Source organism: Mesorhizobium sp. CA5 (assembly GCF_020165105.1).
Taxonomy (GTDB): domain Bacteria; phylum Pseudomonadota; class Alphaproteobacteria; order Rhizobiales; family Rhizobiaceae; genus Mesorhizobium.
The window spans coordinates 30656-56198 of the sequence record NZ_JAIUHJ010000012.1 but is presented as its reverse complement, the minus strand read 5'-3'; the positions used below and the strand labels follow the sequence as shown (position 1 = coordinate 56198).

32 protein-coding genes are annotated in these 25543 nt (G+C 62.6%); 9 read left to right on the top strand and 23 right to left on the bottom strand.

What is annotated here, in order from left to right; all coding sequences use genetic code 11:
- Window positions 1-5: 5 nt before the first annotated feature.
- From LB529_RS17150 to LB529_RS17135, 4 genes are all read right to left on the bottom strand, one after another.
- Window positions 6-794, bottom strand: coding sequence for a DeoR/GlpR family DNA-binding transcription regulator (locus tag LB529_RS17150; protein WP_224711758.1), 789 nt, complete (start codon window positions 792-794; stop codon window positions 6-8).
- 154 nt (window positions 795-948) lie between these two features.
- Window positions 949-2247: an NAD(P)/FAD-dependent oxidoreductase gene (locus LB529_RS17145; RefSeq protein ID WP_224711757.1), complete on the bottom strand. Its 1299-nt coding sequence runs from the start codon at window positions 2245-2247 to the stop codon at window positions 949-951.
- A gap of 2 nt (window positions 2248-2249) precedes the next feature.
- Window positions 2250-3620, bottom strand: coding sequence for a glutamine synthetase family protein (locus LB529_RS17140; RefSeq protein ID WP_224711756.1), 1371 nt, complete (start codon window positions 3618-3620; stop codon window positions 2250-2252).
- Window positions 3621-3680: 60 nt separating this feature from the next.
- Window positions 3681-3842: a hypothetical protein gene (locus LB529_RS17135; RefSeq protein ID WP_176477134.1), complete on the bottom strand. Its 162-nt coding sequence runs from the start codon at window positions 3840-3842 to the stop codon at window positions 3681-3683.
- A gap of 262 nt (window positions 3843-4104) precedes the next feature.
- Here LB529_RS17135 and LB529_RS17130 point away from each other — a divergent pair, with 262 nt between their 5' ends.
- Window positions 4105-4545 (top strand): GFA family protein, encoded by a 441-nt coding sequence (locus LB529_RS17130; RefSeq protein ID WP_224711755.1) that lies wholly within the window; start codon window positions 4105-4107, stop codon window positions 4543-4545.
- Between the two features lie 19 nt (window positions 4546-4564).
- On the opposite strand, the gene LB529_RS17125 is transcribed toward LB529_RS17130, so the two are convergent.
- From LB529_RS17125 to LB529_RS17105, 5 genes are all read right to left on the bottom strand, one after another.
- Window positions 4565-5326, bottom strand: coding sequence for an SDR family NAD(P)-dependent oxidoreductase (locus tag LB529_RS17125; protein WP_224546146.1), 762 nt, complete (start codon window positions 5324-5326; stop codon window positions 4565-4567).
- Entirely contained in the window at window positions 5323-6150 is an 828-nt protein-coding gene (locus LB529_RS17120; protein WP_224711754.1) for an ABC transporter permease, read from the bottom strand. Before LB529_RS17120 ends, LB529_RS17125 begins: the two co-directional genes overlap by 4 nt.
- Entirely contained in the window at window positions 6150-7013 is an 864-nt protein-coding gene (locus LB529_RS17115) for an ABC transporter permease (protein ID WP_224711753.1), read from the bottom strand. Before LB529_RS17115 ends, LB529_RS17120 begins: the two co-directional genes overlap by 1 nt.
- A 77-nt stretch (window positions 7014-7090) precedes the next feature.
- Window positions 7091-8254, bottom strand: a complete 1164-nt coding sequence (locus LB529_RS17110; RefSeq protein WP_224711752.1) for a PotD/PotF family extracellular solute-binding protein — start codon at window positions 8252-8254, stop codon at window positions 7091-7093.
- Window positions 8235-9371 (bottom strand): ABC transporter ATP-binding protein, encoded by a 1137-nt coding sequence (locus tag LB529_RS17105; RefSeq protein WP_224711751.1) that lies wholly within the window; start codon window positions 9369-9371, stop codon window positions 8235-8237. The genes LB529_RS17110 and LB529_RS17105 overlap by 20 nt, the downstream gene beginning before the upstream one ends.
- Window positions 9372-9487: 116 nt before the next feature.
- On the opposite strand from LB529_RS17105, the gene LB529_RS17100 reads away from it, so the two are divergent.
- From LB529_RS17100 to LB529_RS17090, 3 genes are all read left to right on the top strand, one after another.
- Window positions 9488-10300 (top strand): helix-turn-helix transcriptional regulator, encoded by an 813-nt coding sequence (locus LB529_RS17100; protein ID WP_224711750.1) that lies wholly within the window; start codon window positions 9488-9490, stop codon window positions 10298-10300.
- 144 nt (window positions 10301-10444) lie between these two features.
- Window positions 10445-11143 carry a GntR family transcriptional regulator gene (locus tag LB529_RS17095; RefSeq protein WP_224711749.1) on the top strand — a complete coding sequence of 233 codons (699 nt, stop codon included), beginning with the start codon at window positions 10445-10447 and terminating at the stop codon, window positions 11141-11143.
- A gap of 239 nt (window positions 11144-11382) precedes the next feature.
- Window positions 11383-12738 carry a glutamine synthetase family protein gene (locus LB529_RS17090; protein WP_140635494.1) on the top strand — a complete coding sequence of 452 codons (1356 nt, stop codon included), beginning with the start codon at window positions 11383-11385 and terminating at the stop codon, window positions 12736-12738.
- 19 nt (window positions 12739-12757) lie between these two features.
- Here LB529_RS17090 and LB529_RS17085 read toward each other — a convergent pair whose 3' ends face one another.
- The 4 genes from LB529_RS17085 to LB529_RS17070 all read right to left on the bottom strand — a co-directional run bounded on the left by LB529_RS17085 (window position 12758) and on the right by LB529_RS17070 (window position 16397).
- A complete protein-coding gene (locus LB529_RS17085) occupies window positions 12758-13399 on the bottom strand; it encodes a ThuA domain-containing protein (RefSeq protein WP_224711748.1) in 642 nt (213 codons plus the stop codon).
- Between the two features lie 15 nt (window positions 13400-13414).
- Window positions 13415-15217, bottom strand: coding sequence for a recombinase family protein (locus LB529_RS17080; protein WP_224711747.1), 1803 nt, complete (start codon window positions 15215-15217; stop codon window positions 13415-13417).
- A complete protein-coding gene (locus tag LB529_RS17075) occupies window positions 15214-15489 on the bottom strand; it encodes a hypothetical protein (RefSeq protein ID WP_224609168.1) in 276 nt (91 codons plus the stop codon). The genes LB529_RS17080 and LB529_RS17075 overlap by 4 nt, the downstream gene beginning before the upstream one ends.
- A gap of 164 nt (window positions 15490-15653) precedes the next feature.
- Window positions 15654-16397: a hypothetical protein gene (locus LB529_RS17070; RefSeq protein WP_224609171.1), complete on the bottom strand. Its 744-nt coding sequence runs from the start codon at window positions 16395-16397 to the stop codon at window positions 15654-15656.
- A 199-nt stretch (window positions 16398-16596) separates the two neighbouring features.
- Between LB529_RS17070 and LB529_RS17065 the strand changes: the two genes are divergently transcribed.
- On the top strand, window positions 16597-16818 hold the full coding sequence (locus LB529_RS17065; protein ID WP_224609266.1) for a transcriptional regulator: 222 nt from the start codon (window positions 16597-16599) through the stop codon (window positions 16816-16818).
- An 819-nt stretch (window positions 16819-17637) separates the two neighbouring features.
- A complete protein-coding gene (locus LB529_RS17060) occupies window positions 17638-17793 on the top strand; it encodes a hypothetical protein (RefSeq protein ID WP_224711746.1) in 156 nt (51 codons plus the stop codon).
- Here LB529_RS17060 and LB529_RS17055 read toward each other — a convergent pair.
- Genes LB529_RS17055 through LB529_RS17045 form a run of 3 tightly spaced genes read right to left on the bottom strand, consistent with a single transcriptional unit; the run spans window position 17790 to window position 19627 of the window.
- A complete protein-coding gene (locus tag LB529_RS17055; protein ID WP_224609173.1) occupies window positions 17790-18308 on the bottom strand; it encodes an NAD-dependent DNA ligase in 519 nt (172 codons plus the stop codon). The genes LB529_RS17060 and LB529_RS17055 overlap by 4 nt on opposite strands.
- A 16-nt stretch (window positions 18309-18324) precedes the next feature.
- Window positions 18325-19155 carry an excalibur calcium-binding domain-containing protein gene (locus tag LB529_RS17050; RefSeq protein WP_224711745.1) on the bottom strand — a complete coding sequence of 277 codons (831 nt, stop codon included), beginning with the start codon at window positions 19153-19155 and terminating at the stop codon, window positions 18325-18327.
- Window positions 19156-19159: 4 nt separating this feature from the next.
- Window positions 19160-19627 (bottom strand): hypothetical protein, encoded by a 468-nt coding sequence (locus LB529_RS17045; RefSeq protein WP_224609179.1) that lies wholly within the window; start codon window positions 19625-19627, stop codon window positions 19160-19162.
- A gap of 308 nt (window positions 19628-19935) precedes the next feature.
- Here LB529_RS17045 and LB529_RS17040 point away from each other — a divergent pair, with 308 nt between their 5' ends.
- On the top strand, window positions 19936-20034 hold the full coding sequence (locus LB529_RS17040) for a putative RiPP precursor (RefSeq protein WP_224609182.1): 99 nt from the start codon (window positions 19936-19938) through the stop codon (window positions 20032-20034).
- Window positions 20035-20234: 200 nt separating this feature from the next.
- Here LB529_RS17040 and LB529_RS17035 read toward each other — a convergent pair whose 3' ends face one another.
- Together LB529_RS17035 and LB529_RS17030 are read right to left on the bottom strand one after the other, a co-directional pair.
- Window positions 20235-20870 carry an outer membrane protein gene (locus LB529_RS17035; RefSeq protein WP_224711744.1) on the bottom strand — a complete coding sequence of 212 codons (636 nt, stop codon included), beginning with the start codon at window positions 20868-20870 and terminating at the stop codon, window positions 20235-20237.
- Window positions 20871-21627: 757 nt separating this feature from the next.
- A complete protein-coding gene (locus LB529_RS17030; RefSeq protein ID WP_224711743.1) occupies window positions 21628-21939 on the bottom strand; it encodes a hypothetical protein in 312 nt (103 codons plus the stop codon).
- 283 nt (window positions 21940-22222) lie between these two features.
- On the opposite strand from LB529_RS17030, the gene LB529_RS17025 reads away from it, so the two are divergent.
- Together LB529_RS17025 and LB529_RS17020 are read left to right on the top strand one after the other, a co-directional pair.
- The gene (locus tag LB529_RS17025) at window positions 22223-22567 is read left to right on the top strand and encodes a hypothetical protein (RefSeq protein WP_224711742.1); all 345 of its coding nucleotides are present in this window, start codon (window positions 22223-22225) and stop codon (window positions 22565-22567) included.
- Between the two features lie 111 nt (window positions 22568-22678).
- Window positions 22679-22882: a KTSC domain-containing protein gene (locus LB529_RS17020; protein ID WP_224609194.1), complete on the top strand. Its 204-nt coding sequence runs from the start codon at window positions 22679-22681 to the stop codon at window positions 22880-22882.
- 172 nt (window positions 22883-23054) lie between these two features.
- On the opposite strand, the gene LB529_RS17015 is transcribed toward LB529_RS17020, so the two are convergent.
- The 5 genes from LB529_RS17015 to LB529_RS16995 form a co-directional block, all read right to left on the bottom strand.
- Window positions 23055-23240 carry a DUF3606 domain-containing protein gene (locus LB529_RS17015; RefSeq protein WP_224589517.1) on the bottom strand — a complete coding sequence of 62 codons (186 nt, stop codon included), beginning with the start codon at window positions 23238-23240 and terminating at the stop codon, window positions 23055-23057.
- A 604-nt stretch (window positions 23241-23844) separates the two neighbouring features.
- A complete protein-coding gene (locus LB529_RS17010) occupies window positions 23845-24090 on the bottom strand; it encodes a hypothetical protein (protein WP_224711741.1) in 246 nt (81 codons plus the stop codon).
- Complete coding sequence (locus LB529_RS17005) at window positions 24087-24380, bottom strand: hypothetical protein (RefSeq protein ID WP_224711740.1); 294 nt, start codon at window positions 24378-24380, stop codon at window positions 24087-24089. The genes LB529_RS17010 and LB529_RS17005 overlap by 4 nt, the downstream gene beginning before the upstream one ends.
- 184 nt (window positions 24381-24564) lie before the next feature.
- Window positions 24565-25257, bottom strand: coding sequence for an SOS response-associated peptidase (locus tag LB529_RS17000; RefSeq protein WP_224711739.1), 693 nt, complete (start codon window positions 25255-25257; stop codon window positions 24565-24567).
- Between the two features lie 9 nt (window positions 25258-25266).
- On the bottom strand, window positions 25267-25530 hold the full coding sequence (locus LB529_RS16995; protein ID WP_224711738.1) for a hypothetical protein: 264 nt from the start codon (window positions 25528-25530) through the stop codon (window positions 25267-25269).
- Window positions 25531-25543: the final 13 nt, after the last annotated feature.

Below are 25543 nucleotides of genomic sequence, written 5' to 3'. Positions count from 1 at the left end.
CCTGTTCAGCTCTCGGCAAACACGTGCAGCTCGCCGCCTGCCTCGTCGATCGCCGCGCGCATCTCGGCCGCCGGCTCGCTGTCGGTGACGACATCGGAAATCTCGCTTAGCGCGCAGACGCGTTCGAGGCCGCTGCGGCCGAACTTGTCGTTGGTCACGACCAGCATGGTCGACAGCGACCGTGCCATCATCGCGCGCTTCACCGCCGCAGCGCCCGAGATCATGTCGCTCGGCCCTTCGGCATTCAGCGCCGAGGCGCCGATGATGGCGACGTCGGCATTGTAGCGGCGCACGAATTCCACTGTGTCCTCGCCAAGTACGGCCGCCTCGCGGCTGTCATAGGTGCCGGGGCAAAGGATGACGCGGAAGCCCGGATTGGCGCCGGCCACCGAGGCGACGCCGACGGAGTTGGTGATGATCGTCAGGTCCCGGCCGTGTTGCGAAAGGCTGCGCGCGACTTCATAGGTGGTCGATCCGCCGTCGATCATCACGATACTGCCTTTCTCGATCAGTCCGGCCGCACCTCGTCCGACACGGGCCCGCTCCTCGACCATTGTGAGGCCGCGTTCGGCGATCACTGGTTCCGACGTCACCAGTGAAATGGTGGCGCCGCCATAGGTGCGGTTGATGAGCCCCGCATCGCCAAGCTCGATCAAGTCGCGGCGGATGGTCTCGCCGGCGACGCCGATGCGGCGCGCAAGTTTCGAGATGCGGATCGATGCCGAGCGCCGCACCTCCGACAGGATCAGCTCGTGGCGCTCCTTCTTGGTCAGCCGGCCCGCCTCAATATTCATAGATCTGCCCCTTGCTGCGACCTGTGAGCTGCCTTCGATTAAGTGGCGAACGCCGGGGGACTCGTCCCCGGCGCCAAGACATTAGCCACGCCGGGTACAGGAAAGCCAGCCTAGGATCTGCTGCAGCCGGCCTCACCTGAATATCGATAGACCCTTAATGCCTTAAGCGATCGCGCATCGCATACCACAGCATGCCGAGCACATAGAGCGGGCCGCGCAGCGCCGTGCCGCCTGGGAACGGCAGCGGCGTCAGCGCCGAGAACAGGTCAAGCCGCGAGGCATCGCCCATGATCGCTTCCGCCAAGAGCTTTCCCGACAGCGTCGACAGGATGACGCCCTTGCCGGAATAGCCATGCGCGAAATAGACCTCGCCGTAATGCCCGACATGCGGCAGGCGCGATGTCGTCACCGATACCAGTCCGCCCCAAGCATGGTCGATCCGGCAGCCACGCAACTGCGGAAAGGTCTTTTCCATATGCGGCCGCACGAAGCCGCCGATGTCGGCCGGCGGCGACGGCGTGTAGCGCTCGCCGCCGCCGAACAGCAGGCGTCCATCCGCCGACATGCGGTAGTAGTTGACGACGAACAGCGTGTCCGAGACGGCGACATCGGCCGGGATGACATGGCGCTCGCCCAACGGCTCGGTGGCGACGATATAGTTGCCGACCGGCATGATGCGGCTGTTGACGCGCGGCTCCAATCCCTTAAGCAGCGCATCGCCGGCCAGCACCACATGCCTGGCGCGGACCGAGCCCTTGTCGGTGAACACCCGGATGGAAGGTTCGCGCTCCAGCCGCACCGCGACCGAATTCTCATGAATGACGACGCCGGCGGCGGTAGCGGCGCGGGCAAGCCCCAGCGTGTAGTTGAGCGGATGCATGTGGCCGCCGAGCCGCTCGAACACTGCGCCCTGATAGGGTGTGTCGACCATCTGCCGCGCCTCAGCCGCCGACAGGATCTCGACATCGGTGAAATTCATGACCTTGGCGAGGCATTCGGCCTCTTCTTCAAAATCGCGCACATCCGAAGCGCTCACCGCGCCGACCAGATGGCCGGTCTGGCGCAAGTCGCATTCGATGCCGTGGCGCTCGATGATGTCGAGCACCAGCCCGCGCGCCTCGAAGGCCAGATCGAACAGCGCCTTCGCCCGTTCCGGCCCAAAGCTTTTGACCAGGCCCCTTGCGCCCTTGCGCAGGCCTGGGATCATCTGGCCGCCATTGCGGCCAGAGGCGCCCCAGCCGATCTTGCCGCCTTCGAGCAGCACCACGTCAAGACCACGCTCGGCCGCATGCAGCGCCGCAGACAGACCCGTGCAGCCGCCGCCAACCACCACCAGATCGGCCTCGACATCGCCGGCAAGCGCCGGATGCTCGGGCGCCGGATTGGCGGTGGCGACATAATAGGACTTGTCGATGTCGAGACCGGAATTGAAACCTGTTGAACGCGAAGCCATTGTCACACCTTGAGCAGCAGATGGTCGCGTTCCCAGGACGTCACGACGCTCTGGAACAGGTCGAGCTCGACGCTCTTCACGCGCAGATAGGTCTGGCAGAAATCCTCGCCGAGCAGCGCCCGCACGGGCTCGCAGGCGGCGAAACGATCCAGCGCTTCCTCCATCGTCTTCGGCAGTGTGCTCTTGCTCTTATAGGCGTTGCCGAAGGCCTCCTCCGAGCGCGCAAGCTTTTCCTCTATGCCGAGATAGCCGGCGATCAGCGAGCCGGCCATGGCGAGATAGGGGTTGGCGTCCGCTCCCGGCAGCCGGTTCTCGATGCGGCGCGCGGCGCGGCCGCCCAGCGGCACGCGCAGGCCGCAGGAGCGGTTGTCGTGCGACCATTCGATATTGGCCGGCGCGCTGTGGCCGGGCCGGATGCGCCGGTAGGAATTCGCATGCGGCGCGAACAGCGGCATGATTTCAGGGATATATTTCTGCAGGCCGCCGATGAAGTGCACGAACATCTCGCTGTCCTCGCCGTCTCCGCCGGCAAACAAAGGCTCGCCCTTCCTGTCGACGATCGACATGTGCAGATGCATTGCGCTGCCCGCCTGCGCGGCGATCGGCTTGGCCATGAAGGTGGCGTGCATGCCGTTCGCCTGCGCGATCTGCCGCGCCAGGCGCTTGAATAACAGCACCTGGTCGGCAAGCGTCAGCGGATCGCCATGCAGCAGATTGATCTCGAGCTGCGCCGTGCCGGATTCGTGGATCAGCGTCTCCACCGGCAAGCCGGTGATGGCGGCATGCTCATAGAGCTGCCGCGTCACCGTTTCGAATTCCTCCATCGCCTGCATGTCGTAAGGATGCTGCACGCTTTCCGGCCGGCCGTTGCGCCCAACCGGTGCGGTCAAAGGCTGATCGGGGTTGGGGTTGAGCGCCGTCAGATAAAACTCGAGCTCCGGCGCCATCACCGCACGCCAGCCGCGCTGCTCATAAAGGTCAAGCACGGCTTTCAGCACATGGCGCGGCGAAGCCATCCACGGCCGGTCGTCCATGTGGAACGTGTCGGCGAAAACATAGGCTTTGCCGGCGCTGCCGGGCGCAAGGCACAGGCTCGAAACGTCCGGCACCATGCGCATGTCCGGATCCTGGTAGGCGAAGCCTTCGTCGATGGAGCCGGAATAGCGGCCGTCGATGGCGACCAGGAAGGCGCTGCTCGGCAGATAGAGCGCGCGGTCGTCGAGCGACTTCAGAAATTTGGCGACCGGCAAGGTCTTGCCGCGCAGCACGCCGTTGACGTCCGGCACGAAGCACTCGACTTCGTTGATCGCATGCGTTTTCAGCCAGCTTTGCGTGTCCGCGCCGGGAAATGAGGTGTTCAGATTGTCAGGCATTGGTCATGTCCATACGAAGGAGAGATCGCTTCGGCGGGCATGTCCGTTCCGGTAGGGGCGTTATCTAAGCTGCGTTATCCGAGGACGGGCGCCCGCCTGTTGACCGGCCGAAGGCCGGGTCAGCGCGCCCTGCACCCCTTCGGTCCAGCCGTCGCGAACGACATGCGAGCCGACCTTGGTCTCCTCCGCGCGCTGCAGGTTCTCGTGGCGGCAGCAGCGCATGATCAGCGGCGCTCCGCCAAAGCGCACACCATTGCGGCTGCAACTGGAAACGGCCGGGTGGGGGAAAGCCTTTCTACCGCTCGCATGACAAGCCTTGTCGAGAACCTGGCATGGTTTGGCCGATCGTTGCCCGCCGCGCAAGCCCGCCCGTCAAACCGCTGCCCGTTGTTGGGCCAAACGGGCGAGGGAACCGGTTAACTGCTTGTGCTGTTCCCATATGCGCCGCCGGGCGAACGATTCCGAAACAACCAGGAGCGATCAGATGGAAAGCAGGAGCGATACCGGCGCATGTTTTTGCGGAGCGATTGCCGCCGAGATGCAGGGCGATCCGTTCTGGATCTGCTTCGATCATGACGATGACTGCCGCCGCGCGATTGGCAGCCCTCTGACCATCTGGGTCGGTTACCGGCCGGACCAGTTCCGCTTCACGCGCGGGCAACCCCGGAGCTTCTCGAGAACGAAAGGTGTCGTTCGCACCTTCTGCGACAAATGCGGCACCTCGATCACGTATCGCGACGAAGGGCTGAGCGACGAACTCTATGTCACGATCGGCTTCTTCGATCATCCGGAGCGGTTCAAGCCGCATGCGCATGCCTATTGGCGCCTTCGGCTGCCCTGGCTGGAATTCGCCGACGATCTGCCGCGCATCGACACCTACTCGCGGCGCCGCGATCCGGCATTCGGAAATCCCAACGACCGGTAGGGGGTTTGCCAAGCGCTCCTCAGCCGATACTCTCGCCGCCATCGACCACCAGCGCCTGTCCGGTCATGAAGGACGAACGATCGGAGACGAGGAACAGAATGGCCTCCGCGATCTCCTCCGCGCTCGCCCAGCGCCCCATCGGGATCTTGGTGCGGACATAATTTTCGATCGCGTCGCGCCCGCCCATCTGCGCGATGAACGGCTCGTTGAACGGCGTGTCGACCCAGCCCGGGCAGAGTGCATTGATGCGCACATTGTGCTTGGCATAATCGAGCGACATCTGCCGGGTCATCGCCACGACGGCGTGTTTGGAGGTGGCATAGGCGATCATCTCGCGGTCGTAGAACACGCCGGAATTGGACGCCGTGTTGAGGATGACGCCGCCGCCTTGCGCGATCATCGCCGGCATGACGGTTTTGGCCGCCAGGAATTGCGCCCGCACATTGATGCGCCACGAAGCGTCCATGCCGTCGGTGCCCACTTCCGTCAGCGTGCCGCCCACCTGGATGCCGGCATGGCTGTGCAGAATATCGATCCGGCCATGCCGGCCGAGCGTTCCCTCGATGAGGCCCTCGACGGCTGCATCATTGCCGACATCGGTGGCGACGGCCTCGGCGCGGCCGCCGGTTTCGCGAATGTCCGAAGCGGTGGCTTCGCCGGCCGCCGGGTCGCGGTCCGCGATCACCACGACTGCCCCTTCCCGCGCCATGATCATCGCGCCGGCGCGCCCGATGCCAGATCCGGCTCCGGTGACAATGGCGATACGGTCTTTCAAGATCATGGATTGGTCTCTCGAGGCGATGGCTTTCGTCGGCCGAGCTGCCATTGCGCCAGCAGCACGAGCAGGACCGACGCGCAGAGCACGATCGTCGCGATGGCGTTGATCTCAGGCGTCACGCCGCGCCGGATCGAGGCGAAGACATAGATCGGCAGCGTCGTCTGAGCGCCGGCGACGAAGAAGGCGATGATGAAGTCGTCGAAGGAGAAGGTGAAGGCGAGCAGGAAACCCGCAATCACCGCCGGCATGATCTGCGGCAGCACGATTGAGCGGAACGTCGTCAATGGCGTGGCGTAGAGATCGCTCGAAGCCTCGACCAGATTGCGGTCTAGGCTGCTCAGCCGCGTTCCGACGATCATCGTCACCAGCGCCATCGAAAACAGGCCATGCGCGGCGATGATCGAGCCGTAGCCCAGCGAAAGCCGCGGCGGCTGGTCGGTCGGCCAGAGCGAAGCGAGGAACGGATTGACGATAGCGAAAAGCTGCACCAGCGCCACTAGCGTCGAGATGCCGATGACGACGCCCGGGACGACGATCGCCGCGCCCAGCAGCGCGTCGAACAGAGCCCTTGTCCGCGCGCCGACGCGCTGCAGCCCGAGCGCCGCGGCGGTGCCGCATAAGGCCGCGAGCAGCGCGCTTGTCGTGGCGATGAACAGGCTGTTCTTCAGCGCCTCGACCAGGAAGGGATTGGACAGCGCCTTGCCGTACCATTGCACGGAAATGCCGGTGAACTCGCTGGCATGGTGGCCGGCATTGAAGGAGAACAGCACGACCAGCGCGATCGGCAAATAGAGGAAGGCAAAGACAGCGACGACGAAGGCGCGCATCAGATCAGGTCCACCCGGCGTGCGCCCGAGAGCCGGCTCGAGATGCGGTTGGCGACGGTCAGCACCACCACCGAGACCAGCACAAGCGTGATGGCGATGGCCGATCCGAACGGCCAGTTGCGTGATTGCAGGAAGAGATCGACCAGCGCGTTGCCGATGAAGAACACCTTGCCGCCGCCGAGCAGCGTCGGAATCAGATATTCGCCTAGCAGCAGGATCATCACCAGCGAGAAGCCGGTCATCACGCCGGGCAGCGATAGCCGGAGCGTCACGCCGAGGAAAGTCGACAGCGGTGTCGCGCCAAGGTCAGCGGAGGCCTCCAGCAGGCGCCGGTCGAGCCGCTCCAGGCTGACATAGATGGGCAGGATCATCAGCGGCAGGTAGCCGTAGACGATGCCGAGCAGCACCGCGCCCGGCGTGTTGATCAGCCTCAGATCCTCGATGCCGACATAGGCGAGCAAAGCCGGGATGCCGCGCCCGCCAAGGATATACATCCAGGCATAGGTGCGCATCAGAAGGCTGGTCCAGAACGGGATGACGATCAGCGCAAGCAGGATCAGCCGCCAGCGCTGCGGCGCGCGCAGCGCCAGATAATAGGCGACCGGATAGGCGACGAGCAGGCAGGCAAGCGCGCCGGCCGGCGCCAGCACCATCGTGTTCCAGAAGGCCGTCGCCCGTGCCGGCAGGTTGGCGTATTGCGCCAAGGTCAGCGCGGCCTGGTAGCCGCCCTCCGGCGCCCGCTCGCCGACACTGAAGATGGCGATGGCGACGAAGGGCAACACCAGGAATACGACCAGCCACAGCGTCGCCGGGGCGAGCAGCAGCGCCGTCACGAGGTTTTTGCGAAAGAGACTGCGGCGCATCGGGAAAGCCGGTTGGGAGCCGGCGGACTTTCGTCCGCCGGTCGCATTGTCTGGTTCTGGTTTGTTGCCGGTCCCGCTCAAGCCGACTTGAAGCGCGCCATCAGCTCGGCGCGGCCCGGATCGGTGAGCGTCGCGGCGGCGCCGAATTCGAGCGGTTTCAACAGGTCGGCCGCCGGATAGAGGATCGGGTTGTCGAGCACTTCCTTTGGCAGCAGCGCGTTGACGCGCGCGTCGGTCGAGGGGGCGCCATTGGCCAGATGCTCCTTCACCGCCACCTTCGGGTTCATCAGGTAGTTGAGCAGCGCATAGCCGGCCGGCTTGTTCGGCGCGTCCTTCGGGATGGCGTAGAAGTCGGTCCAGATCTCGCCGCCCTCCTTGCCCAGCACATAGGCGATCTCGGGAATATCGCGATGGAGCTGCGCCCCGTCATTGGTCCAGCACATGGTCATCCAGGCATCGCCGGCGCGCATTCCCGGCTGGTAGTCGCTCGACACCGCGAACAGATGCGGCTTGACCTTCAGCAGCAGTTCCTCGGCCTTCGCCAGCTCGTCCTGTTTCAGCGAGTTGAACGAATAGCCGTAATATTTCAGCGCATTGCCGATCGTGGTGAGCTGATAGTCATGCACCATGGCGCGGCCATCGCCTTCCGCCATGGCCGTGTCCCAGAACTCCTTCCAACTCGACATCGGCTTGGCGAGCTTCTTGGTGTTGACCGCGAAGCCGGTCGTGCCCCAGTTCTTCGGCACGGCGTAGATCGTGCCGTCGATCGTGCCTTCCGCCGTAAAGCGCGCATCTTCCGACTTGCCGTCGAAATTGCCGAGCTTGGCCATGTCGAGGGCCTCGATGATGCCGAGCTTCTTGTAGGTCGAGATGGTGTAGTTGGTGGGCACAAACAGGCTCCAGCCCGAGCCGCCGGCCTGCAGCTTGGCCAGCATCTCCTCGTTCGAGCCGAAGACATTGACCTCGACGGCGACGCCGGTCTCCGCCTTGAAGTTCTCGAAGGTCTGCGGGTCGTGGTAGTTCGGCCAGGTGGCGATCGACATGCGGTCGCCGAGGTTCTCGGCGGCGAAGGCGGGTGTCGGCATGATACCGAGCTCACGCGCCATCACGGCGGTGGCGACACCTAGCCCGGTGAGGCCGAGGAAGTCGCGCCGGCTGATCGAGCCGCGCTTCAAACGCATCAACTGGTCGACGAATTTATCGGGGCTTATCGGCAGTCCGTCACGATAGGATTTCGGCATGTTGGTCTTCCCTCTGGTTTGTCCCGTTATTGTTGGCGTGCGGAAACGCCAGCGGCGCTCCGGCGGCAAAGCCGATGGCGACGGGTTCGCCCGGCTTGAACAGATTGCCTTGGCCGATCACGTGATCGGCCTTGGCGAGCAGCGATCCGATGCCCTGGACTTCGATGGCGTATTCGGCTGTCGAGCCCAGGAAGATCCGATTGCGCACGATGCCTTTCAAGGCACCGCCCCCAGGCGCCGAAAGGCTGAGCGATTCCGGCCGCAGGCTGACGGAGACGGCTTCGCCGCGGCTGAGCGGCACCCGCTTGCGCGCCGAAATCACCGTGCCATCGGCGAGCGCGACATCGACGAGGTCACCCGAGAGCCCGGCCACCTTGCCGCTGAGAAGATTGGTCTTGCCGACGAAGTCGGCCACGAACAGGTCGGCCGGCTCGTCATAGATCTCGCTTGGCTGCCCGAGCTGGACCACGCGGCCGCCATTCATGACGCAGACGAAGTCGCTCATCGACAGTGCTTCCTCCTGGTCGTGGGTGACCAGCACGAAGGTGATGCCGATCTCGCGCTGCAGGTTCTGCAGCTCGATCTGCATGTCGGTGCGCAGCTTCTTGTCGAGCGCCGCCAGCGGCTCGTCGAGCAGCAGCACCGCCGGCTTGTTGACCAGCGCGCGGGCGAGCGCCACGCGCTGCTGCTGGCCGCCGGAAAGCTCGTGGATCTTGCGGCGCCCGTAGCCGGCGAGCTGCACCATCGAAAGCGCTTCGCCTGCCCTTAAGGTGATCTCGCGCGACGACAGGCGCGGCCTTGCCTGACGCAACCCGTAGGAGATGTTCTCCTCGACATCGAGATGCGGAAATAGCGCATATTGCTGGAACACCATGTTGACCGGCCGCCGGTAGGGCGGCGTACCGGCCATGTCGCGGCCGCGGATCAGCACCTGGCCCTCGCTCGGCTGCTCGAAGCCGCCGATCATGCGCAGGCAGGTCGTCTTGCCGCAACCGGAAGGCCCGAGCAGCGCGACGAAGGCCGAAGGCGGGATGGCAAGATCGATACCGCTGACCGCGGTGACGGCGCCGTAGCGCTTGGTGACCGCGCGAAATTCGATATCGGGCACTGCAGTCAAGCCAAGGCTCCAGCGACAGCGTGAGGCAATGCCTTGACGCTAGCAGAGGCAATGCACCTGGTATATACCTCGCAGGTGGTATATTTAGCCGATTTTATCGTTTAGAGGGGTATGGATTGGCTGCTTCCCGCAGTGACGACTACAACGCCTTGGCCGCCGTGATCGCCGCGTCGCGCGAGACCAGCGGCGATCATTTCGGCAGGGCGATCATCGGCTGGCTCAGCGGACATGTCCGCTTCGATCACTGCGTGATCTTCGGCTATCGGGGTGCCGCGAGGCCGCCGCTCCTGTTCGAAACGTTCTCTCCGGCGGAGAGCCACATCTTCGTCGCGCTCTATCAGGACGGGCCCTATCTGCTCGACCCGTTCCACCACGCCGCGGTCGAGCGCAAGGAGGGTTTCTGGCGCATGCGCGAGCTCGCGCCGGACCGCTTCTATGCCAGCGAATATTACCGCTCCTATTACAGCCAGACCAAACTTGCCGAGGAGGTCGGCTTCTTCGTGCCGCTAGCCGGCAAGGACGCGCTGGTGCTGTCGCTGATGCGGCTGCGCGCCACCGGCCCGTTCGGAACGGCGGATGCCAGGCTGCTGCGCGACATGGCGCCGGCGGTGATCGGTTTCTGCAAGCAGCGCTGGCCGTCACTGCCTGCCGATGAGGTGGCGGCCCAACCCTCCGGCGAAACCTTCCCGATGACCAACGAACTCGACCGGGCGCATATCTGGAAGAGCCTGTCCTTGACCTCGCGCGAAAAGCAGGTCGTCGACCTGGTGCTTCAGGGCCACTCCACGGAATCAATCGCCAGGGCGCTGCGCATCGTGCCGGGGACCGTCAAGGTCCACCGCCGCAACATCTACCGCAAGCTGAAGATCAAATCGCAGGCCGGCCTGTTCGCGCGCTTCGTCGAGATCATCGACGCTCGGATTGGATAGCACGCCGGCCGCCCTTGCGGCGGTTCGCGTTGAGCGTCTATCGTGCGGCCGAACGACCGGCCAGGTATCCCGGCGGCGGCCAGCTATTCCCGCGTCGGATCGTGACGAAACAAGTTTCAGGACCGATCAAGCAGCGCATCGCCAATGGCCGACAAATCGCAATTCGGACTGACCGCTGTCGATACCGTTCCGCTGCATGAAAAAGTCTATCTGGAACTGGTGCGGGCGCTGATGTCGGGCCAGCTCCGGCCTGGCCAGAAGCTGACCTCGCGCAAGCTCGCCAAGGAGCTCGGCACCAGCGACATGCCGGTGCGCAGCGCCTTCATGCGGTTGCAGGCGCTGAGGGCGCTGAGTCCGATGCCGAACGGCAGCGTCGAGGTGCCGCTTATTTCCGCCGACCGCTTCCAGCAACTGACCGCCGTGCGCACGATCCTGGAAGGCACGGCCACCGAGCTCGCGACAAAACTCATCAACGGCAACAATCTGCGCGCGATCCGGCGCCACTGCGCCGAACTTACCGAAGCCGCCCGCAGCGGCGGGATCGAAAACTATCTGCGCAAGAACTACGACTTCAAATTCTCGATCTACCGCCATTGCGGCAACGAGCAGATGATCTTTCTGATCGAGACGGTCTGGATGCAGGTCGGCCCATTCCTGCGCAACCTGCACATCGGTTTCGAGGATGACCTGGCCGGCATTCTCGGCATCGACTACCACGAGGAGGTCGTGGCGGCGATCGAGGCCGGCGACGGCGAGAGGGCGCGGGCCGCGATCGTGCGCGATATCGCCGACGGCGCGGCCCACATCCTTGGCCAAGTTAAATTTCCGGAGCTGCGCCACTGACAAGCCGCAGCAAGCGGGCCTCCGAATCCGGCTTGGCTTTCGCCGATTGGGCCGCTATGTTGCGATCGCAGATCGCACAATGTGGACCTGAAATGCCTCCCGATATCCTGGCTAGTGACTTGAAAAAATGAAGGAAAATCGCTCGGCATCAGCCGCGTTGGCCTTCACGAACTCACAAGCCGAAAATTGGATATCGTAGCCGACAGGGCTACAGCACCCAGAAAAACAGGGGCTGAAAATTGAGCGATGCGATTGCAGACGTTTTGAAGTGGCTGGACAGCAGGAAGGACATCCAGAGCCTGCGGGCGGCGGTGTGCGACCTGAACGGAATCATGCGCGGCAAGCGCATTCCGGTCGAGCAGGCGCGCAAGGCGCTCGAAGGCAAGCTGCGCATGCCCTACTCGGCCATCGGGCTCGACATATGGGGCGAGGACATCGAAGGCAACGCCCAGGTGTTCTCGACCGGCGACGCCGACGGCCTTTGCCATTGGACGGGGCGCGGCATATTGCCGGTCAACTGGACGGCGCACCCGACGGCGCTGTTGCCGGTCTGGTTGGCGGACGACAGCGGCGCGCCCTACCTTGGCGATCCGCGCCGCGCGCTGGCCCGCATCCTCGACCGCTATGCCGCGCTAGGACTGACGCCCGTCACCGCGACCGAGCTCGAATTCTACCTTGTCGACCCGACGTCGCAGCGGCCTGTCGGACCGGTCTCGCCGGTAACCGGGCGACGCCTCGATTCCGACGCGGCGCTTTCGATCGACGAGGTCGACGATTTCGAAGCCTTCATCCACGATATCTACGAAGCCTGCCGTATGCAGGACATTCCGGTCGACACCGCGATCGCCGAGAACGGCGTCGGCCAGTTCGAGATCAATCTCAACCATGTGCCCGACGCCCTGCGCGCCGCGGACGACGCTGTGCTCTTCAAGCGCACCGTCAAGGGCATCGCCCGCAAGCATGGCTTCGCCGCCTGTTTCATGGCCAAGCCCTATGGCGAGCGCGCCGGCAACGGTTTCCATGTCCATTTCAGCGTCCTCGACAGGCAAGGCCGCAACATCTTCGACGACGGCTCGGATCAGGGTTCCGACGCCATGCGCCACGCAGTTGGCGGCCTGCTTGCCGCGATGGCCCAGAGCACGCTGGTGTTCGCGCCGCATTTCAATTCCTACCGCCGGCTGCGGCCGCGATCCTATGCGCCGACGGCCGTCGCCTGGGGTTATGAAAACCGCATGGTGGCGATTCGCATTCCGGGTGGCCCGTCGGCCGCACGCCGCATCGAGCACCGCGTCTCCGGCGCCGACGCCAATCCCTATCTGGTGCTGGCGGCGATTCTCGGCGCGGCCTTGATCGGTATCGAGCGCCAGCTCTCGCCCGGTGAGCCGACCGGCGGCGAAGGCCAGGGGCTGACGCTCGCCAAACTGCCGCCGGATTGGGCCTCGGCGATCGCCGCCTTCGAGGCGGGCCAGCGTGTCGCCGAAATCTTCCCGGACGTGCTGCGCGACGCCTTCGTCGCCTGCAAGCGCCAGGAGCTGAACACTTTCGCGCTCAACGTCAGCGACTTCGAGATCGAGACCTATCTCGAAAGTGTTTAGCCGACCTCCAGCCGGTCGCTCAGCGCGCCGCCCACGCCAGCCCTCGGCGCAGGATGGTGCGCATCTGCGGGACCTCGAACTCCGAGGCCACGTGACCGAGCGAGGAATAAAACACGCGCCCCTTGCCGTGCCGGCGCTTCCACACCACCGGCATGACGACGCCGTCGATCCACGGCGCGTGGTCGCCGGAAAAAGTGGTGGTCGCCAGCACCTCGTTGGATGGATCGACATGCATGTAATACTGTTCGGAGCGGTAGGCGAAATCCTCGATGCCTTGCATGATCGGGTCGTCGCGCCGCGCCACGTTCACGCGATAGTCGATGATGTTGCCGGGATGCGCGACCCACTGGCCGCCGCACATGAACTGGTAGTTCGTTGATTCGCGAAAAGCGTCGCCCATGCCGCCATGATAGCCGCCGAGGCCGACGCCGTTTTCGACCGCCTCGGTCAGGTTCGCCTCTTCGGCCTTGGTAAGCTTGGACATGGTATAGATCGGCACGATCAGGCTGAGATCGGCGATCGCCGGATCGGCAAAAGCTGCCGTCGTGTTTTCGACGCGCACGGCAAAGCCTTCTTCCTCGAGCATCGCCTTGACGGCGCGCGCGCCGGCTTCGGGTTCATGCCCTTCCCAGCCGCCCCACACGATCAGCGCTTGCCGCATCTTTGTCTCCGTCGTTTAGCCCCGCATTGGCTTTGGGGAAGGCAGCAAGCTGAAACACAAGCCGGCAGCAGCGCAAGCTGGAAATTGCATGGCATCGCCTGCGGCACTCGCCGATTGGATTGCGAAGAGAAGCGCACAAACGCAAACGGCCCGCGAGGAGCGGGCCGTTTTTGTTTGGTTGCGGGGACCCGCAACCTCTTTTGTCATAACATTGTCGGAGGATTGATTTTCTTCGGGTTTGGCGAGTTCGAGGATGCCGAACAGCTCGCCGCGTAACTCGGCATGGACCACGCCGCGCTTGTCGCCTGGCGTGAGCACGATCTTTCCGATTAGCGAGCGCACCGCATCGGCGGCTGGACGTCCGTCCTCGTGATCGGCGAGTGCTTGTGTGAGTTGCTCGACCCGCTTGCGGTAGAGAGTGGCGATATTGGGATGCAGGTCAGGCACGTCAGTGGGCGCCAACGCCAGACGCGCGGTGATCTCCGCCTTCTGTCTCTCCAGGTCTTCCATTCTCGCCTTCATCGAAGGTTGGTAAAGGCCATCCTCGATCGCGGCCATGATGCCCGCGATGGCGCGCTCGGTTCTGTCGAGCGCCTTACGGTCCTGTTCGCCTTGCGCGCGACGCTCTTGGTTGAGACGGTTAGTCTCCTGCGCATAGGCTCTGATCGCTTCGGCCACAGCATCTGCCGAGACAAGCCTTTCCTTCAGGCCTGCGAGAACGCGCTGCTCGATCTTCTCGCGCGTGATAGTGCGGCCATTGTTGCAGATGCCGCGGCGCTGGTGGTTGAGACAGGCATAGCGATCGCGTGTGAACAGGCCGTAGCGCCCTCCGCAACAGCCGCAGGTGAGCAAGCCGGAAAGGAGGGAGACCGGCCGCTTCATGGTGTGCAGCTTTCTCGCCCGGGCTTTGCGCGTGGCGATCGCCACCGCCTCGAACTGGCTGGCGATGGATTTCTGTCTCTCCTTCACGGCCTGCCACAATTCATCCTCGACGATCCTGAGATGCGGCACCTCGGTGCGAATCCACTTAATCGGCGGATTGGCCCGTGAGACTCGCTTGCCGGTGGCAGGGTCCTTGACGAAATGCAGGCGGTTCCAGACCAGCACGCCGGTATAGAGTTCGTTGTTGATGATGCCGGTTCCCCGGATCACATGCCCGCGCACGCTGGTGTCGCCCCAGTGCCGGCCGAGCGGACCAGGAACGCCTTCCTTGTTGAGGTCGACGGCGATCGCCTTCGGGCTCTTGCCGGCGGCGAACTCGCGGAAGATGCGGCGCACAATGGTCGCTTCCTGCGGCACGATCTCGCGATCGCCACGGACGGGTTCGCCTGCTCCATCCAGTTTCTTGACCACCCGGTAGCCGTAGCACAGCCCGCCTCCGGCTTTGCCCTTCTCCACCCTCCCCCGCAGGCCACGATGGGTCTTGAGAGCAAGGTCCTTGAGGAACAATGCATTCATCGTGCCTTTGAGGCCGACATGCAACTCGCTGATCTCGCCCTCGGCCAAGGTGACGATGGCGACGCCGGCGAATTTGAGATGCTTGAAGAGACTGGCGACATCGGCCTGGTCGCGGCTGATGCGATCGAGCGCCTCGGCCAGTACCACTTCGAAGCGGCCGCGCTGAGCATCGCGTACTAGCTGCTGGATGCCCGGGCGTAGCACTGTAGTGGCGCCGGAGATCGCCGCATCCTCATAAGTACCCGCCACGCTCCAACCTTCGCGCGCCGCCTGCTCGTGGCACAGCCTCAACTGATCCTCGATGGAGGCGTCCCGCTGGCTGTCGGAAGAATAGCGGGCATAGAGTGCGACACGGGTCATGGCGGCTGATCCTCTCTCCTGTTCCCAAGGGGTTTGCCATCCGGCCCCCTGCCCTCTCCCTTTCGACCGTCCGGCCGATTGTCGTTAGCCGCCAGCTTCACCTCGAAGGCCTCCCGCGCCAGCCGCCGGGCGATCAGCCGAGCGACATCCAGCACCACCCGGTCCAGCTTGGCCGCCGCAATGTTTTCGGGGCGATCCTCGCGGCTGGCGAGGGCGCCGTTGTCGTTCGCCGGAAGCAAAGCCTGCGGCCCGGTGCTGGTTTCCTCCGACATGCCGGTCGCTCTCCCAAGTGGATCGCCCACCATCAGAGTCCTCCGGACGGCGAAGAAAAGCACGAATTCATGTCGTGGGGTCACAGCGTGCAATGACTTGCGCCGTGCGGTTTCGTCTCAATCGTAAAGGTCCGGCTCCAGGCGACAAGTGGTAAGGGGGCGTGTCAGAAGACAGTTACATCGCCACGGTATTCGGCCTCGCCTTCCTCTTTCAGCGCTGCGACCAGCTCGACGGCGGACTCCCAATGCCTGGCAACGTCGCTCCGCGTCCGTCCGCGGCTCCGGCGACCAGCCGGCAAGTCTCCCGCGATCGCCTTTAAGTCACGCAGCACGGAAGCTATGTGCGGCCACGGGAAGTCGGTAGGGTCACCAATATCCCGATCGGCACCCACGATCATTTCCAACTTGGCGATGACGCCGACGAGCGATGTAGCCGCGACTTCGGGGATTGAATCCTGAAGCTTCAGAGCTTCGGTCATCGCAAAGACCTCGGCCTCCCGCGCAACTGCATAGTCCCGTGGACCGCCGAGAGTGCGCGCCGCTTTTCGTTGAACTCCCGTCAGTGAATCTGCGGCCAATACCTGAATTCCGGGATTGACCATGATTTGGCTCTCCAACCGCTGCTGCACGCGGCATAACAGCATGGAGGTGTACCGAGCCATTTGCCAATCGCTCGCCAGCAGAAGTGCGGGATCGCGCAGGGCTGCCGGTTGCAATTCTGGCTCGTTGCAGGTTGCGGCGAGAACAGCGGGCTGCTTCGCTGCCGACACGCCAGCACCGACTGATAGGTCGGACTCAGTCCGGATTTCCCTTTCTGCTGGCGATTCATCGATCGCATTCGCCGACTGAACCGTCCCCGTCTTGCGCGTGACGAAGGACAAAGTCGTGGTATTGTCGGAATCAGCCATGATCCGAGCTCCCAACAGCTTGGCTGTGGTTGGGCTGGGTGCGTGCAAGAGCATGTCGCCCGGCCATAGTCGCGCACGGCCGATAGCTGCGAGGACTTACGTCTTTGCAAGCGGCCGAAGCGGCAAGTTTATCCATACCTTTAACCTATCCGAGATCACTTTGCAATCACATGATCTAAAAGATATCACCGGCGCACAAATGCGGGCCGCGCGCGCGTTGGTCCGTTGGAGCGCGAAAGATCTCGCCGAAGCGGCGAGCGTGGGCGTGGCGACTGTAAGACGTGCCGAGTCCGACGACGGCATTCCGCCGACGACCTTAGCTAATCGAAGGGCAATCCGCAGCGCGCTGGAGGCAGCGGGCATCGAGTTTATTGCTGAAAACGGCGGTGGCCCTGGCGTAAGGCTCGCTCGCCGTTTTTGATTTGGGTGCTCCTAACGATATACGACCAAGAGGCACTGTGGGCGACTCCGTGTGCGTCTTGCCTAGCCCACCCTTCCCCGCAGCCTGTAGCATCACCGAAACGCGGCTTGGGCACCCACTTCATGAGGGCCGCCTTCCGAAGGCAGAGCTCACAAGTTCGAATGTTGTCGGGTTCGCCAGCAAAGTCGACGGGTTAGCAGATCAGTTCGTTCCGTTCCCGTCTTCCCGCATAACCATCCCACATAACGAGTGGAATCGCGGACCTACTTGGCTAACAGGGCCAGCATCCAAGTGGCTACCGCAGGCAGGCTGGCAAGACTGGCATCGAGCGCCTTCGTAGCTAGGGACCCGAGCGCGTCGCTAGGAAGCTCTTTAGCTTTGCTACGACCTTCGCCTTCACAGTTTCGTCTTCCCCGGATGACTGCACCCTGGAAATCAGGAGATCGCGCAAGGCGTCCCCATGTAGCCGGACAGTTACGTCACCCAATATCGCGCCTAAGCCGCCATCGTCGGCGATGAAGTCAAGGCCCTTTGCCGTGAGGTAGTGTCTCAGTCTGAAATTTTGGCCGGCGCTTGTCGCGCCCGGTGCCGGTTCCATATATGCTTAGCGCAATTCATGTGGAGCGCGACCCTCTCAAAATTCCGGATGCCGATGGCTGCAAAAGCGTGGGTTCGCGCATCCCAAGCCGAGATAGACGGCCTGCGCTATCTAATTAGAGAGACGGAGCGCACTATCGAGAGTTCTAAGGAACTGCTCGCGAGATTGAAGCAGAGGGAAACTGATGCCGACCGGACCTCAAGGCCAGAAGCGTCCTGCCGATGTGCAACGCCGTCCACGTCATGCGCATTGCGACGGGCGAGGAAATTGACCACGTGCCGGACGGCAAGAGCGCCGCCGCCGAGGAAGCTTGGTTCAAAGGGCGGGAAGAAGGGCGCCGCCAACATGACGCCGGAGCGGCGCGCGGAGATCGCTAAGAGGCGGCGGAAAGCCGCTGGAGCAAACGGTAGGCTCCAATGACGAGGACATTCGTTTTCTGAGTTAGCCCTGCAGAGGATCCCCCACGATCGGCAATGGCCTGTTCGCAGTGCTTCCGCTGCCCGTAATTGAATGTGCCAGTGAAGCAATAGAAACGGCCGGGGAACGTCAAAGTTGGTGCCGGATCGCAGAGTGGCAGGGTCATCGGCTTAAGCACCTCACCGAGTTCGAAATCACGATTTGAGAAACTATTCAGCGTGTCCAGGAGCTCAGTGTGTTCATCAGAATCGAGCACACCATCTGCAAGGATCTCATTGATGCGGCGGTAAAAGGTTCGGATGAGCGGCTGGTTGCTGATCTCGACGTTGGCCGCCAGCCATTTTTGGAGAAACTCTACTCCCGCCTTGTTGATGCTTCCATCTGCCGCCACGCCTCGCGCGAGACCGATCAGTTCGTCAACCTGGCGCGAGGAAATGCGTTCCCCGCCCACGCGATTGTAAAACTTGTCGTCCATTTTGCCCCTACCTCTTCTAGCACAGCGTTTCGCACGCCACGCCGTCCCCGTCCCGATCCAGCTTGCCACCCCACGAGCAGTTCTGCAGATACCATTGAGCTTCTTCGCACGAGCCGATCTGCTTGCACGTCCGCCGCGGTTCGCACGAGTAGCCGCTCTGCGCGACCAGCTTGCGGCTGATGATGCCGAGCGGCTGGCTGGCCGGCGCGGCGCCGTCCGCGTGCGACGCGCGCCAGTTCCACGGAGCTTTGAACTTGCCTCCCCATAGACCGACCTTCGCCGTTTCCGCTTTCGCCTGTTGCTGCGCGTAGACCCCGTGGCTGTAGCGGGGCCAGTCCAGCGCCTGGCCGTGCTCGACCATCCAAGCCGCCACGCTAGCGCCGTCGGCGCGCCGGCAGTCGCCGACGAAGCGGTGATAGCGATCCCAATTGATGAATGTGCATTGGACGGGCCTCGAGGCGGCCAGGAACGCGTCCAGCGCTTCGGCCGAGCGGCGGCCACACGGGTATTCGAAGCCATTGGCGTCGTCGCAGTATTGCCGGTTCTCGGGCGCATCGATGCCGTTGAAGCGGATCCGCTGCCCGTGAACTTCGATCGTGTCGCCATCGATGAGGGACGCAACGCCGGTGATCGACGCCGGCTTGGCGCCAACAAGGTTCTGCAGATTGACCTCTTGCAAGCTGTCGCTATGCCGCATCGCGGTGAGCACGGCCAAGGCGCCGGCTGCGGCCACGGTGACGAAGATGAGGCGCCGCGGGACGCTCGCCCAACGCAAGGTTCGGGAGCGCTTTGCGCCGGTGCGCTTGCGCCACTGCTCTGAGCGATTGTCGTAGCGCGACCTGTCCATTGCTTTAAGCCGACCATCCGGGCCAGGTGCTGTCGACCATCGGCATGCCGGCGCAATTGTAGTCGTAGACGAATTGACCGGTCGCCATGTCCCGGCACCTCCATATCAGGCTATAGTTCGGGCCGTAAAACTGATCCCATGCCACGCCGTAGGCTTGCGGTCGTGGGACGTAATAGCCTCCGCCGCCGTTCTTTGCTGCAGCACCGGCGGCCACGGCCAGTCCTCCGACTGCAATGCCAGTCGCCACGGCATTGTCCGTTTGTATGAGCCGGAGGCACTTCTCGGTCGTTGCACCACGCCGAACCAGAAGCGCCGTAACTCGACTTCGATATTGCTCGTCTCTGCTGCTTGCGAGCGCATGACAAAGCGCGTTGGTGTCCAAAGCAGCTAACTGGCCGTCAGAAATATTCGTGCTCGTCGAGCAGCCGGCCAGGAACAAAGCCGCGCTCGAAATAATTGCTGTCGCCTTCATTGATTATCCCCCCGTCCGATACTGAGGGAATTTCGTATCCCGTGTCTATAATTTTTGTTTCGGAGATCGCATCTTGAACTCATTTAGAGCGCGGGGCGGCAGCCGGCCGGTGCCTTGTTGCCAGAGATGAATTTGCCGTTGTCGATATGGGAGTGATAACTGCTCATGGCCGCTCTTCCCGTTGGAAAAGCCCCACCTGGCTCGGCTGTGCTTTGTTTCTTGAGAAGCTTCTGCTCTCTTGACATCTAGCAAGAGCACGATCAGCTTCATCGGGTTTTGAGGGATCATCGACCCAACGGGGAATTCCCATGAAGAAGACCTACGAGAAGCCTACGCTGATTCGCAAGGGCAAGCTTTCCGCAGTCGTTGCGGGGCCGTCTGTTGTCGTTGTCGTGCCGCCGACCTGACCCACGCCGCGGATAGTCTGAATCGCCCGTCGGCTCCGGTCGGCGGGCTTTTTTGTTGGAACAAGCAACGTTGGATGCTGGTTCGTTTGCCGCGATGCATGCGCCCCGACTCGGCGCCCGCTCCCGCTGCGGTTTAAGATCGCCGCGCAAAAAAGCCCCGGACAATCCTGCCGGGGCTTTCTGCTAGGTCCGCCGAAAAATTAGAACCTGTAGTTCAGACCGATGCGAACGGTGTGGAAGGGCACTTTGACTTCAGCACCGATGTCGTCGAACGTCGTTTTACCCAGGTCGGTGTAAAGATACTCGGACTTGAGGGACCATTTGTCGGTGAAAGCGTATTCAGCGCCCGCACCAACGGTCCAGCCGACCTTGGTCTTGGAAAAGTCGGCCCCAGGGACAGAGACCTTTTCGTGACCGTAGGCCAAGCCGCCAGTGCCGTAGACCAGGAAGCGGTCGACGGGCGCATAGCCAATGCGAGCACGCACCGTGCCGAACCAATCAACCTTTGTTTCCAGAGAGGGGCCGCCGAACGATAGCTCGCCCTTAACGTCGGAAGCCTGGATGTCGGCTTCCACGCCGTAGACGAATTGGCCAACCTGCCAGTTGTAACCGGCCTGAATGCCGCCCAGGAAGCCACTCGAGCTGAGATCGAAACCACCAGGGCCGCCGCCGGCAGGATCAAGACTGAACGTGCCGAAACCGCCGCCGGCGTTCACGCCAATATATGCGCCGGTCCAGTCATAGGAAGCAGCAACCGGCGCCTCCTGCAATACGTCAGCCGCATAGGCGGTGCTGGTAGCTAGGACGAGAGCGGTAGCGAGAAGAACCTGTTTCACGGGCATACCCCTTTGTTGCCTGGTCGGATGAATGGCCCAAGGTCACCACCCGAGTGAGATAGCGATGTCGCCGAAGCGCATCGATTGTCAACGCCGCCAAGTTCGAAGGCGTGGATATTGTTCGGGAGATGCGTGGAAGCCACACTTTCCGCACGATTTCGAAAGCGCAGCACAAAATCGCAAAGGCCTTCACCCTGCGCCGGAACGTAAGACGCGACTTCCGTGCAAGGAATGCACATAAGTCGCCACCCATCGGGGGCGCCGCAAACCGGCTGATCGAGCGGCGGAGGGGAATGGGCAGGGACAACGAGTAGCCAAGTCTCGCAACCCTGCCGCGCTCCGAATCCTTGCACCCGCTCAGACCAGGGGACCATCTTCGCAGCACCGCTTGGGCATCGCTCTTGCGAGAAGCGCGCGTCTTGAACCGAAGGCCTTGACCGCCTCGTGCAACCATTCAAGCAAACGCAAGTTCGGAAAGCGTGGCGCACTCCCGAGCGTCCGTCGCGTCGCATCAGACCTGGCAGCCTGCGGCGCAAGAAAGCCCGCAGTCCGTCCCTCGGCTGCGGGCTCTCTTTTGGGGCTGTTGACCGCTCCACGGCTTCCAAGGGAACGAACAAACATTCAGTTTAGCTAAAATGTTCCATTGCAGCCTGGAACCGTTTCGAACCCGGCAAGTTTCTACGGGTGAGCGGCCAATTTGTCCCTCCGATTCGCTCGCCGTTATAGTCCCCTAGCTACAGCCCGCCGCTTTGGTCAATTAGCGGCGGGCTTTTTGTTCCGATGTCTTGCGCTTCGGTGCCAAGTGGCTCGTGACGAGCCTTACGGCGCTACGCTTCACGGAGATCCCCAGATCCTTGCCGCCAACCGTCACAGTGTCCTCATCGACGCGTAGGACTTCGCCGGTAAGCTCGATCTTCTGCCCGCTGCTGATGTTCGGCGATGTGTTTACGATCGAATGCGGCTGGTGATAGGAAGGGATCAGCACGCTAATCCGGTCCTCTGTGACGCGCTTGCGGATCGTTGCTGTGATCGCAACCGTGTCGCCTACCTTGGTGTTCTCCTTAGCCATACCATGACTCTGGCGCGGCCTGCGGGTTCGTCAAGCGACTGCTAATGTTCGCCGATAGCCCGCCGCCCGGTGTGCCCCCACACCTAGCGACGGGCTAAGGGTGGCCGGCGCCTCTTTGGGGAGATTGCCTGAGCGCGCGCCGGCCTGGCGAACCGTGGTCCGCCGCATATGCAGCTTAGCTAAAACATCTTGGTTCAGACATGGTGTGATCGCGAAAGGCCTTGGCAAGCGCGACCGAGGTTCTTATTTCGGACTCGCATGGGGCGACCTCTTGGAGGCCGCTATGGGCAACGAATTCCCCTTCGTTGAAGACACGCTTGGCAAGAAGCTGGCGGCCGGCACCGGCCTGTCGGTCTATTGCCTCACGTGCAGGCGGAATGCGCTGCTGGACGTCGCTGAGCTGGTCAAACGGCTTGGGCCGGATCACTCCTGCATGCACTGGGGCTTGATCAAGGTGATCTACTCCACGAGGCCGTGCCGCCGGCCGGGAGGACCGGAACCTCCAGTTTACGAACCACGCATTGACACCGGAGCAGCGCAAGGGCTGAACACCCTGACCCTAGCGCAGCCGGCCCGTATCAGACTGGCACATCATCTAGGCATCAATGTTGCTTCGCCGGCACGTTAATTCATCCTACGCGCCTTATCAGCAATAGCGGCGCCAGATGGGCGGTTACCATCGTGCTGAAACAAAAGCTGCGTTCCGATCGTTTGCGATTTGCAAACCAGCGGGTGCGCCATGCCATCCACCTCGATCAGGAAAACCGAATACGATCCGGCAAGCAGGATCTTGTCCGTCTGGTTTGTGGCCAGCGGCCAGCGTTACGATTTTGAGGGGGTTCCTCCGGAGACTTACACCGCGTTCCGGTCGGCGTTTGTCAAAGGCCGCTTTTTCAACGACCACATTCGCAATCACTTCCGCTATCGACGCATTCCGGACTAGCTGTCTAGTTCAAGGGGCTCGTGGGCTGGCCTCTGGTGCCAAATCACCTGCCGCAAATCACGCAAGTCAATGGCTTGGCCGCAGGTGGGGCATACGAGGAAGTGATCGGACTCCCGGGCCGGCTCGCCGTCATGGCGCCGTCCGACAATAGGGCGGCCAAGCTCTGAAATCTTCATCCTCGAAGCTTCTCCGCCTCGCGTTCCAGCGTCCTCCGATCGTTGCCATGTTGCTTGATCAGATCTCGAACCTGTTGAACCGTCAGGCCCACCTTGTTGGCGAAGTGGCGAACCTCATAATCCTCATCCGCCGACACCCGGTCGCGGTCACGCGCACCGCGCTTGCTCTTGTCGTCCGCCATGGCTGTTCCTCCTCGTCGTGAGGGAGAACAGCAGCGGGCAACGAATGTTCCAAGCAGCGAACGTTCCCATTAGCTTCTGCTAACGGAACTGAAATGACCGTGCGATATTTGAATCAAATTCGAGTGGTTTGGTTCTCGGTCCGGCTGTCTTTCATTCGTCCGATGGAACCGGAGTTAGTCGATCAGCCGCCCAAAGGGCGGCGACTGGATGCCTCGCTTCGGATTTTCGCGAAGAGAATTGATCGCCGATCGCATCAGCGGACAATCGCAGAAGCTCCATTCTACCTGTAGCTGGTCAAATCCGGCGCGAGATGCTGCTAGAATTCTGTATGGCAGTCCGAATAGCGGTTGTCCTGGCGCTTCTCTTCGCCTTCGCCTACGGATTCGCAAAACTCGTGGAACGTTACGGCGGCGTGGGCGATAGGCCTTCCCCGTGTGAATCGTCAAACCCTGCTTGCTCAAACCCGAACGCGCCGCCGCCTGCAAAGGAGCTTGGTGGCAAGGTGCCAATCGATGAAATCACGCCGCAGCCGAAAAAGCACTGAGGGGGAAATGGCCGGGGGCTAGCCGATCGCGCCTATGTAGATCGGAACTGCCATTTCCATCAAAGTTGCCTGCCGGCCCGGATCATCGCCCGAGCAATGGCAAGCTCTGCCTCGACCTTGGCGTTTTCCTTCTGGATCAAATTGTCGGCCGCAATCAGCCGACGCAGCGAGCGCAGCACTTCGCCGCGCGCCCACCCTGCTTCAAGCATGCAGTCCACAATTGCCTGAAAACCGGGCTCCATTGCTTCCTGGCAGTCTACCTCTCGGTCGGGGTAGTCGCCTTCGCGCCTCGGTCCGCTGATCATCCGTTGCCGTCCACCGTGCTCTCTTCGTCCAACTGTCGCGGCACCGGCAGATAAGCGTTGGCGACGAGCCATTCGCCGACGATCGTTTCTACCAGATCCGGCTTGGCAGTGCCCATCTCGGCCGCCAGGCTGGTCAGCGCGTCGTCGGTGCGGGGATCAAGGCAGACCCCACCGGCGTTTCTGATCAGCAGCGCGGCCCGACGCAACAGCACCTGTAGATCGGCCCGAGAAGCGTCTGCGATGTGGTCGGCGGTGCTTTCCAGTTCGTGCACGAATTGATGACGGGACATCGGTCAAGTTCCTACAGGAAGTGCTCGCCTTCAGCCCTATGCTCAAAGCAAAACCAGTGCGGCGCCTGCTTCGGCTTGGCAAAGCCCCAACCGGCGTCTTTGCTGCAGCCGTCGTGCTCGCAAACGTGGTGCTGGACGCCAGCCGGCGTAGCGTATTCGGGGCGTGGAAGTCTGATTTCGTCGCTCATAGCGGATTGATGGGTCCCACGAGGCCGGAATGGTCGTTGGGCTGCTTGTTAATCGCTGCTGAATTCACCTCGCGTCCGACGCGGTTGAATTGAAGCTGCCCGTCAATGTCGTGGGACAGCACGTCCTTAAGGTCGCTTGCCGGCGTCTCCGCATTTAGCCAGGCGTCGTAGTAGGCTGGATCGAGGATCAGCGGCTGTCTGTCATGAAGCTGGCGCATCGGCTCGCCGGAGGGCTCGGTGATGATCGTGCAGCTCATGATATCCAGCGCCTTGTTGCAGGCCCAAAGCCCCGCGAAGGAGAACGGGGCATGGCCTGGCATGAAGATGTGCCAGGGGTCCTTGCCGCGATCGGCCGGGCTGATAGTCCATTCGTAGAAACCATCGGCAGGGATCAGGCAGCGTTTAGACTTGAACGCATCTCGAAAGGCCGGGGTGGTGTCGACAGTCTCGATGCGCGCATTGAACATCGGCGCCTTGGGCATTTCCTTCGCCCAGAACGGCACCAGCCACCAGCGGCCCGAGCGAACCTTATGGTTGCCATCATCTGCGGCGGTGATGAAAGGCACATCGTCGGTCGGCGCGATGTTGTAGCGAGGCACGTCGTTGCGGCCGATGTCAGCCGGCGCCGTCAGCCTATAGAGGCGGTGGATTTCGGACCACGGCAGATATCGGGTGTAGCGTCCGCACATTGGCGCTGCTCATCCCATGTCAGGCACGTCGCCGCTCACAAACAGCGTGTTCGGCGGCCCGTAGTCCCCGAGCGCCGGATCGGCATCCCGGCTCCAAGCGATGACACCAGCGTGTTTGCCAGCCAGTGCTTTGGCGGTTCGGATCGCCCGCTCTTCACTTTGCTGATCGGCCGGGCCGTACATCGGAAACAGCTCGCCGTCGTCGCCGCGGTCGAATGCGACCACGACAATCAACTTCGGCTTTTTCTGCTCTGGAAGGACGCGCGTGGACATCCAATTGGCCTTT